Origin of the sequence: Bradyrhizobium sp., assembly GCF_019244115.1 — a bacterium.
Classification (GTDB): Bacteria; Pseudomonadota; Alphaproteobacteria; order Rhizobiales; family Xanthobacteraceae; genus Bradyrhizobium.
On the sequence record NZ_JAFATE010000665.1, the window covers coordinates 1 to 7,948 of the forward strand.

9 protein-coding genes and 1 pseudogene are annotated in these 7,948 nt (G+C 63.8%); 6 read left to right on the forward strand and 4 right to left on the reverse strand.

The features are described from left to right. The 5 genes from JOZ76_RS28905 to JOZ76_RS28925 all read left to right on the forward strand — a co-directional run. Window positions 1–1,204: glycosyltransferase family 87 protein (locus tag JOZ76_RS28905; RefSeq protein WP_291704520.1), on the forward strand; the 1,204-nt coding region annotated here is incomplete at its 5' end. A 180-nt stretch (window positions 1,205–1,384) separates the two neighbouring features. Then, entirely contained in the window at window positions 1,385–2,032 is a 648-nt protein-coding gene (locus JOZ76_RS28910) for a glutathione S-transferase family protein (RefSeq protein ID WP_291704522.1), read from the forward strand. A 173-nt stretch (window positions 2,033–2,205) separates the two neighbouring features. After that, the gene (locus JOZ76_RS28915) at window positions 2,206–2,376 is read left to right on the forward strand and encodes a hypothetical protein (protein WP_291704524.1); all 171 of its coding nucleotides are present in this window, start codon (window positions 2,206–2,208) and stop codon (window positions 2,374–2,376) included. A gap of 87 nt (window positions 2,377–2,463) precedes the next feature. Continuing rightward, window positions 2,464–2,925, forward strand: a complete 462-nt coding sequence (locus tag JOZ76_RS28920) for a GNAT family N-acetyltransferase (protein WP_291704526.1) — start codon at window positions 2,464–2,466, stop codon at window positions 2,923–2,925. Between the two features lie 333 nt (window positions 2,926–3,258). After that, on the forward strand, window positions 3,259–4,197 hold the full coding sequence (locus JOZ76_RS28925; protein ID WP_291704528.1) for an aldo/keto reductase: 939 nt from the start codon (window positions 3,259–3,261) through the stop codon (window positions 4,195–4,197). Between the two features lie 50 nt (window positions 4,198–4,247). On the opposite strand, the pseudogene JOZ76_RS28930 reads toward JOZ76_RS28925, so the two are convergent. Next, a pseudogene (locus JOZ76_RS28930) lies at window positions 4,248–4,606 on the reverse strand (endonuclease domain-containing protein). A gap of 246 nt (window positions 4,607–4,852) precedes the next feature. Here JOZ76_RS28930 and JOZ76_RS28935 point away from each other — a divergent pair. Then, window positions 4,853–5,824, forward strand: a complete 972-nt coding sequence (locus JOZ76_RS28935; RefSeq protein WP_291704530.1) for an alpha/beta fold hydrolase — start codon at window positions 4,853–4,855, stop codon at window positions 5,822–5,824. Window positions 5,825–6,042: 218 nt separating this feature from the next. On the opposite strand, the gene JOZ76_RS28940 is transcribed toward JOZ76_RS28935, so the two are convergent. The 3 genes from JOZ76_RS28940 to JOZ76_RS28950 form a co-directional block, all read right to left on the reverse strand. Then, a complete protein-coding gene (locus JOZ76_RS28940) occupies window positions 6,043–6,867 on the reverse strand; it encodes a helix-turn-helix domain-containing protein (protein WP_291704536.1) in 825 nt (274 codons plus the stop codon). A gap of 83 nt (window positions 6,868–6,950) precedes the next feature. Further along, entirely contained in the window at window positions 6,951–7,271 is a 321-nt protein-coding gene (locus JOZ76_RS28945; RefSeq protein ID WP_291704532.1) for an antibiotic biosynthesis monooxygenase family protein, read from the reverse strand. Window positions 7,272–7,351: 80 nt separating this feature from the next. Continuing rightward, window positions 7,352–7,948: DUF1501 domain-containing protein (locus tag JOZ76_RS28950; protein ID WP_291704534.1), on the reverse strand; the 597-nt coding region annotated here is incomplete at its 5' end.

Here is a 7,948-nt window from a genome sequence, read left to right on the forward strand (position 1 = left end):
ATCTGGCCGGTGGCTGACGGCGTCGCGGATCCGCGGCTACAGCCTGATCCTGCTCGTCCTTGGCATCGTGACTGCCGTGGCGTGGGTTGCGCTGTCTGATCGAATGCTCGATCGCAACGGCAAGCCGATCGGCACCGATTTCTCCAATGTCTATGCGGCAGGACGGCTGACCTGGCGGGGCCAGGCGCAAGACGCCTATGATCCGGTGCTGCAGCACCAGGCCGAGAAAGCGGTGTTCGACGACCGGGGCGTGCCGTTCTTCGGCTGGCATTACCCGCCCTTCTTCTTTGCCGTCGCCTTTGCGGTCGCGGCGCTCCCTTATGCTTGGGGCCTGCTCCTGTGGCTGGTCGCGAGCATGGCCGCCTATCTCGCCGCGATCCGTGCAATCCTGCCGCGTCGTGAGACGCTGCTGGTCGCCTCAGCCTTTCCCGCCGTGCTGGTCAATATCGGCCACGGCCAGAATGGATTCCTCACCGCTGCGCTGCTCGGTAGTGCACTGCAGTTGATCGATCGCAGGCCCGCCATCGCGGGCGTCCTGATCGGACTCCTCGCCTACAAGCCGCAGTTCGGCGTGCTGATCCCGATCGCACTCGTGGCCGGACGGCGCTGGAGCACGATCGGCGCCGCTGCCGCAACCGTGATGGCGCTGATTGCAATCAGTATCATCACGCTCGGAGCTGAGGTCTGGCATGCTTTCGCGGCTTCATTCGGCTTCACGCAGACCGTGGTGCTCGAACAGGGCGGCACCGGCTGGGAGAAAATCCAGTCGGCCTTCGCAGCCGTCCGCAACTGGGGTGCCGATCTCGGCACCGCTTATGCAATCCAGACGGCATTGGCCATTGGTCTCGCCGCTACGCTGGCCTGGCTGTGGCACGGCACAAGCGCTTTCGAACTGAAGGCCGCGGCGCTTGCCACCGCAAGCCTGCTCGCCACGCCTTACGTGCTCGACTACGATCTCGTCGTGCTCGCCGTCGCCATCGCTTTCCTGGTGCGGCACGGTCTCGTCAGCGGCTTCCGCGATTTCGAGATCAGCCTGCTGGCCGCAGCGTGGATCGTGCCCCTGCTGTCACGCAGCATTGCCGCCGCCACTGGCATACCATTGGGACTCGTCGTCCTGCTTGCGCTTTACCTTTCGATTCTTCGCCGCGCGGCAATCGATCGCAAGCTCGCGACGTCGTTTGCGATAAAGATCGCGCAAGCGTGAACTTGATTGTGGCTGCGTGTGAGAAGGAACTTCTCCACGTTTGCAGTGCGGAACATGTTTTCGACTTTTTCCATTGCGCAGCACTTGCGGCGTTTGCCTATCGGCATCATTGTTTAGCCGCTTTGCGCAACGACGACAGGCTCGTCAGCGCAACGAAAGATGCAATTCGAAAGCGGTCGCATGTACAAACTCTTCTCGATGCAGCGTTCCGGCAACAGCTACAAGGTCCGCCTTGCGCTCGCGCTGCTGAATGCGCCCTATCATGCGATCGAAGTCGATATACTGCGCGGTGAGAGCCGGACGCCGGATTTTCTCGCCAAGAATCCGAGCGGGCAGGTGCCGCTGCTCGAAGTCGGCGAGGGCCGCTTTCTCGCCGAATCGAATGCGATTCTGTGGTACGTCGCCGGCGGCACGCCGCTGGCGCCGGAGTCGCGGATCGAGCGCGCCGAGGCGCTGCAATGGATGTTCTTCGAGCAGCACGCCATCGAGCCGAACATCGGTGCGGCGTATTTCTGGCTGTCGCTGGTGAAGGGCGGCCGCGACCTGCAGACCCATGCGCTGGAAGACTGGATGGAGCGCGGCTACGCGGCGCTGCAGGTGATGGAGAATCATCTCAAGCACCACATCTATTTCGCCGCGAACCAGCTCACCGTCGCCGACATCGCGTTATACGGCTACACCCATGTCGCCGACCGCTGCGACTTCGACCTCGAGCCGTTCCCGGCGATCCGCAGCTGGCTCAGGCGAATGCAGGAGACGCCTGGCTTCGTGACGATGGACTGGAAGGCGGTGGAAATCGACGACCCGGCCAGCATCGCGGCGGGTTGAGGGCGCGTTCCCGACGGCGCTGCCGACCCCCCAATCGTTAATATCGGTTAAGACGTGTTAACGCCGGTTAACGCGTGCGGCGCCATAGACTCACAACCGCCGCAATCCTGCCCGTCATGCCTGCAACACATCCTCCAAGTGATTCGTCCCCATTCGAAGGATGTTTGGACGCCATGACAGTTTCTTCCGCCGCGCCCGGCTTCCGCGGCCACGGCAAACGCGTCGCCTCGTCGCAACTGATCGATGCCGTGGTCGCAACGCTTGCGGTCAGTTCGTTCTCCCTCAGCATCGCGATTACCATCACGTTGCTGTCGAGCAGCATCAGCATGGCGATGCCGGGCTGAGCCACCGGCCGTGCCCGAAGGACGATCTCCTCAACGACGGCCGCGTAAGCTACGCTGCAAAGGATGCAACGTGCTGAGGAGTCACGAATGTCCGGCGAACTCATCATCCGCGCGGCGAGGCGAGGCGATTACGACCAGTGGCTGCCGCTATGGGACGGCTACAATGCGTTCTACGGGCGATCCGGCCCAACCGCGTTGGCCCCGGAAATCACGGCGACGACCTGGCGGCGCTTCTTCGATGCCTATGAGCCGGTCCATGCCCTGGTCGCGGAGAGCGATGGCCGTCTGCTCGGCCTCACGCATTATCTGTTTCATCGCAGCACCACGGCGATTGCGCCGCTCTGTTACCTGCAGGATCTGTTCACCAGTGAGGCCGCGCGCGGCAAGGGCGTCGGACGCGCGCTGATCAACGGCGTCTATGACGCGGCGCGCATGGCCGGCTCGCCGCGTGTCTATTGGCAGACCCACGAGACCAATGTCGTCGCGCAGGAGCTCTACGACAAGGTCGCGGAACGCTCCGGCTTCATCGTCTATCGCAAGGCGATCTGAACACCCGGCCCGCAGCGCCGGCCGCGCGATGGCACGTGACGTTGCAATTGTGGACAAATCCGGCTGTCACCGCGGCGTAACAAAGCAAGGCTAGGGTTTATTGGCGCCTGATCAGGCCCCCCGTCACGGATCATGCGCCCCCAGCGGTCCCCGTCAGTCGCCGCGTCTGACCGGGGCCGCGTCTTTTTGGGACCCACTTCTCGATAACAGCGATCCGCCAGATCAGATCACCTTGCCGCATCAATTGCGAATAGGTCCATTCCGCGCGGGTGCCTTGCAGCGCATCTGCGGGCGGGCCACAATGGTAACTCGCTCTTCTGACAGGACCTTTCCATGGAAATTCGTAATCTCGGCAGCTCCGGCCTGCGCGTGTCCGCCGTCGGCCTCGGCTGCAACAATTTTGGCCAGCGCATCGACCTCGAGGCCTCGCGCAAGGTGATCCACAAGGCGATCGATCTCGGCATCACGCTGTTCGACACCGCCGACATCTATGCCGGCCAGGGCGGCTCCGAGACCGTCCTCGGTATCGTGCTCGGCGACCGGCGCAAGGACATCGTGCTCGCAACCAAATATTCAAAACCGATGGCGGCCGACGGCACCAAGCAGGGCGCCTCGCGCCGCTACATCATGAATGCGGTGGAGGCCAGCCTGACGCGGCTGAAGACCGACTATATCGACCTCTATCAGCAGCACGACTACGATCCGTTGACGCCGCTCGACGAAACCTTGCGCGCGCTCGATGACCTGATCCGACAGGGCAAGGTGCGCTACATCGGCAATTCGAACTTTCCGGCCTGGCGCATCGCCGAGGCCGAGTTCACCGCGCGCGCGATGAACGTCAGCCGCTTCATCTCCTGCCAGGACGAATACAGCCTCGTGGTGCGCGGCATCGAGAAGGACCTGCTGCCGGCAGCGCAGGAATATGGGCTCGGGCTGCTGCCGTTTTTTCCGCTCGCCAGCGGGCTTCTCACCGGCAAATACAGGCGCGGCGAAGCCGCACCCGAGGATACCCGCTTCGGCAAGGTGCCGCGCCTCCGCGATCAATACGTCACGCCGCGCAACGAGGAGATCGTCGAGAAGCTGAAGATGTTCGCAGAAGCGCGCGGGCACACCATGCTGGAGCTCGCCTTCTCCTGGCTCGCGGCACGCCCGCAGGTCTCGAGCGTGATCGCCGGCGCCACCCGCGTCGAACAGGTCGAGCAGAACGTCAAGGCGATCGCGTGGAAGCTGAGCGCCGAAGACATCGCCGAGATCGACCAGATCACGAAGTGAAACTTCTCCCTCTCCCCGCTCTTGCGGGGAGAGGGTCGGGGTGAGGGGCTCTATCCACGAAGCGCATCTTGAATGGTGACCAAGACTCCATCCAAATTGCCCAGAACATCATTGTTCCAAAACCGTAGCACCCTATACCCGTCAGCCGCCAAAACCCGATCTCGGATCGCATCTGCCGCAGACTCGTTGTGCTGTCCCCCATCCACTTCAACGACGAGCAATTTCTCGCGACAGACAAAGTCACAGACGTAACGGTTGATCCGTTCCTGCCGAACGAACTTGTGTCCATCAATCTGCCGATGCGAATCCGATTCCAGAGCACCCTTTCCGCATCTGTTTGATCGATGCGCAAGCGCCGTGCGATTCGGACGGACTTTTGATCTGGGCCGCGCACTGCCCTGCCCCTCACCCGGAGCAGCGCTTACCGCTGCGCCGACCTCTCCCCGTAAAGAACGGGGAGAGGTTACGACAATCGCAAGGCGAGTGCTAGGAGCCACGCCTTCTCACCGGCCGCATGGTCTAACGAAACTACCCGAAGCGGGAGTCCTGCCGAACTTGACCTGCGTGGTCATGGGCGTTGTGCGGCGAGGCTGCTACTCCGGGTATCGACGCGAGCCGCCTTGGACGGCTATGCGCACGGACCCGGAGCAGCGCGATGGACGAGCAGCCCGATCATTCGACCAAGACTCCGCCTGGAGGCGACGCAACACGGGCACAGCATGGCTGGATGGAGCGGCGCGCGGCGATGAAATTAACGGCTGCGATCACGGCCTTGGCCGCGGTCAATCTGGGCCGCGCCGAAGCACAACCGGCCGCGCATGTGCCGCAGATCGCGCGCGGTCCGTTCCTCGCGGGCGCAGACGGCGTCAGGCTGTTCTATCGCGACTGGGGCACAGGCAAGCCCGTTCTGTTCTGCCATCCCTGGGGGCTCAATTCCGACATCTGGGAATACCAGCTCGTCGCACTGAGCGAGCAGGGCGTGCGCTGCGTTGCCTATGACCGCCGGGGTCACGGCCGATCGGAGGACCCCGGCCATGGCTATGATTTCGGCACGCTGGCCGCGGATCTGGCGGCCGTGATCGAACAGCTCGACCTTCGCGACGTCACGCTGGTCGGCTACTCCATGGGAAGTGCGGAAGCCATTCACTACATCTCTCGCCACGGCAAGGACCGCATCGCGCGGCTCGTGCTCACGAGCCCGGTCGCCCCATTTCGCGAGGACCGGTCGATGTTCGACGGCATGATCGCCGCGTTGAAGAAGGATCGGCCCGCCTTCCTGGCGGGCGGCCTTGCGTATTTTCTTGGCCGGGACTCGCAAGCATCCCCCGCGATGACGCAATGGGTGCTGGACCAGTTTTTGAGCGCCTCGCCCAAGGCCATCATCGAATGCCAGCGCAGCATCGCCGGCAGCGATCATCGCGCGCTGCTCGGCAGTCTGCAGCTCCCGGTGCTGATCCTGCAGGGCGATCGCGACGAGCTTGCCCCGCTGGAGCGCACGCGGCAAATGCTCGCGCAGGCGATTCCCGGCAGCGAGCTCAGGGTTTACGAAGGCGCGCCGCATGGCATTGCGCTGACCCATCGTGACCGGTTTACCCACGATCTGCTCGGCTTCATGAGCAGCGGTTAGAGTGCGCGCTGCACTGTAGAGGCTCTGACTTGCCATGATGAGTTTAGGTCGAGCTGTTGCAGCATCGGCGCTGCGCTCCCTCTCCCCGCTCTTGCGGCTGGGATGAGGGGCATTCTTTGGCTCCTCGCGGAGAGTCCCCCTCACCACGCACTTAGCGATGAAGGCATCGCTCTTGGCGCGGCGTCCTCTCCCCGCGAGCGGGGAGAGGTGAAGCAGGATCACGCCAGGAGCTTGCGCCGCGCGCGGAGTTCGCTTTCCTCGACCATGCTTCTTACGATTGCGATGGTCTCCTGGTCGGCGGGAAACAGCATTTCGAGCGCGAGTTCGGCGAGCGTCACGTCATTCGGCGTGCCGAACACCGTGATGGTGTTCAGGAAGGAGGCGACGCCAAAGCGCGTCGCCACCTTGAACGGCGTCACCAGGCGCTCCGCGCCCTCAAAAGCTCGCGGCTCCTCGCTGGCATCGGGCACCGGATAGCTGACCACCTCCGCGAGCAGCTGCTTGATGACCGGGTCGCCATGCGCGTCCAGCTGCTGCCGCAGCATGATGACCGTGTAAGCGCGCCATGCCGCAAAGTTGACGATCCGTGGTCCCATGCCTTCGGGATGAAGCATAAGGCGGACGGCGTTGACCGGTTTGCGCAGCAGCGCCTCGGAACATCCCTCGTAGAGCTGGGGAAGCGCGGCATTCGACAGCACCACATTCCAGTGCCGGTCGACCGCAAGGGCGGGAAGCGGATGATGCGCCCGCAACAGGGTTTCGATGGCGGCCTTCGCTGCCTCCAGTCCGTCCAGCGAACGTTCTGAGAAGGCAGGCGCGAAGCCGGCTGCGAGCAGCAGCGTGTTGCGGTCGCGCAGCGGGATATCCAGGTATTCGGCAAGACGGATGACCATGTCCCGGCTGGGCTGGGCCTTGCCGGTCTCCAGGCAGGACAGATGCCGCGTCGAACTCTCCGCCGCCGCAGCGAGATCCGTCTGGGTCATGCGGCGCCGTTCGCGCCAGCGCCGCAAATGAATCCCGAATGGGACGACATGGGCATCCATGCGACCAGCATAACGGCTGGCGCGGCCGGATTCCATGACCTCCGAGGTCAAACTCCAGGTTGCGGCGGAAGTCCCCTTTGTTGTTACTTTCGACCCCCGACGGTCTGGCGCACCTCAAAGCCCTCGAACTGCGGATGGCCGAGATAAAGCGGCTTGTTGTCTCCCGCCTTGTGATGCGCGGCGCGGAACGCTTCCGATTTCGTCCATGCCTCGAACGCGGCGTGGTTCGCCCAGATCGTATGTGAGGCATAAAGCGTGTGGTCCTCGGCCTCCGGCCCCCTGAGCAGATGAAATTCGATGAAGCCCGGTACCTTGTCGAGATGACTGTCGCGCGACATCCAGACCTGCTCGAAGGCCGTCTCCGAGCCCTTGGCGACCCGGAAGCGATTCATGGCAATGTACATCAGTCGATCTCCTGAGGTGGATGGCGTCGCAGTCGATGACCGCGGATTGCGACCTCGATAAGAACGATGTCGAAACGGGATCAGGCAATCAATCCCCTCATCGGCTTGGCCGTCGCGCTGCCCGGAAACACGCGCTCGGCGAGCACGCGTTCGCCGAGACCGAGATGATCCGCCAGCACGCCCTTGAGCACGGCGCGGAGATCCGTGGTCGGCGCGAGATCGCGGCCGTCATAGAGGCGCGCAGGCTTCAGCGACGGCCAGTCCGAAATCACCCGCCCGCCCTGCACTGCGCCGCCGGCCAACAGCGCGATCGTGCCGGTGCCGTGGTCGGTGCCTTCGGTGCCGTTGATGCGCGCGGTGCGGCCGAATTCCGTAGCGACCACCACGACGGTGTCGCGCCAGCGTTCGCCCAATCCGTTTTCGAATTCCGCGAGCGCGCCATCGAGACCGCCGAGCAGTTGCGCCAGCCGCCCGACCGGGCCGCCTTCATTGGCATGCGTATCCCAGCCGTCGAAGGCGAGCGCGCCGATGCGCGGTCCGTCATCGGCGGCCATCAGCTTGGCCGCGCCGCGCGCCACCTGCCGCATCGCGGCCGCGCCATTGGCCCCGGACTTCGGCTTCATGTCGTCGCCAAGCGCAGCCTTTTCCAGTTGCAGGCCCTGCGACAACGCGGAGGC

Bases quoted from the DNA above. Each gene is read 5' to 3' on its own strand.
- JOZ76_RS28940 (WP_291704536.1), bottom strand. From the start codon at position 6,867: ATGGATGCCCATGTCGTCCCATTCGGGATTCATTTGCGGCGCTGGCGC.
- JOZ76_RS28945 (WP_291704532.1), bottom strand. From the start codon at position 7,271: ATGTACATTGCCATGAATCGCTTCCGGGTCGCCAAGGGCTCGGAGACG.
- JOZ76_RS28915 (WP_291704524.1), top strand. From the start codon at position 2,206: ATGACAGTTTCTTCCGCCGCGCCCGGCTTCCGCGGCCACGGCAAACGC.
- JOZ76_RS28920 (WP_291704526.1), top strand. From the start codon at position 2,464: ATGTCCGGCGAACTCATCATCCGCGCGGCGAGGCGAGGCGATTACGAC.
- JOZ76_RS28935 (WP_291704530.1), top strand. From the start codon at position 4,853: ATGGACGAGCAGCCCGATCATTCGACCAAGACTCCGCCTGGAGGCGAC.
- JOZ76_RS28910 (WP_291704522.1), top strand. From the start codon at position 1,385: ATGTACAAACTCTTCTCGATGCAGCGTTCCGGCAACAGCTACAAGGTC.
- JOZ76_RS28925 (WP_291704528.1), top strand. From the start codon at position 3,259: ATGGAAATTCGTAATCTCGGCAGCTCCGGCCTGCGCGTGTCCGCCGTC.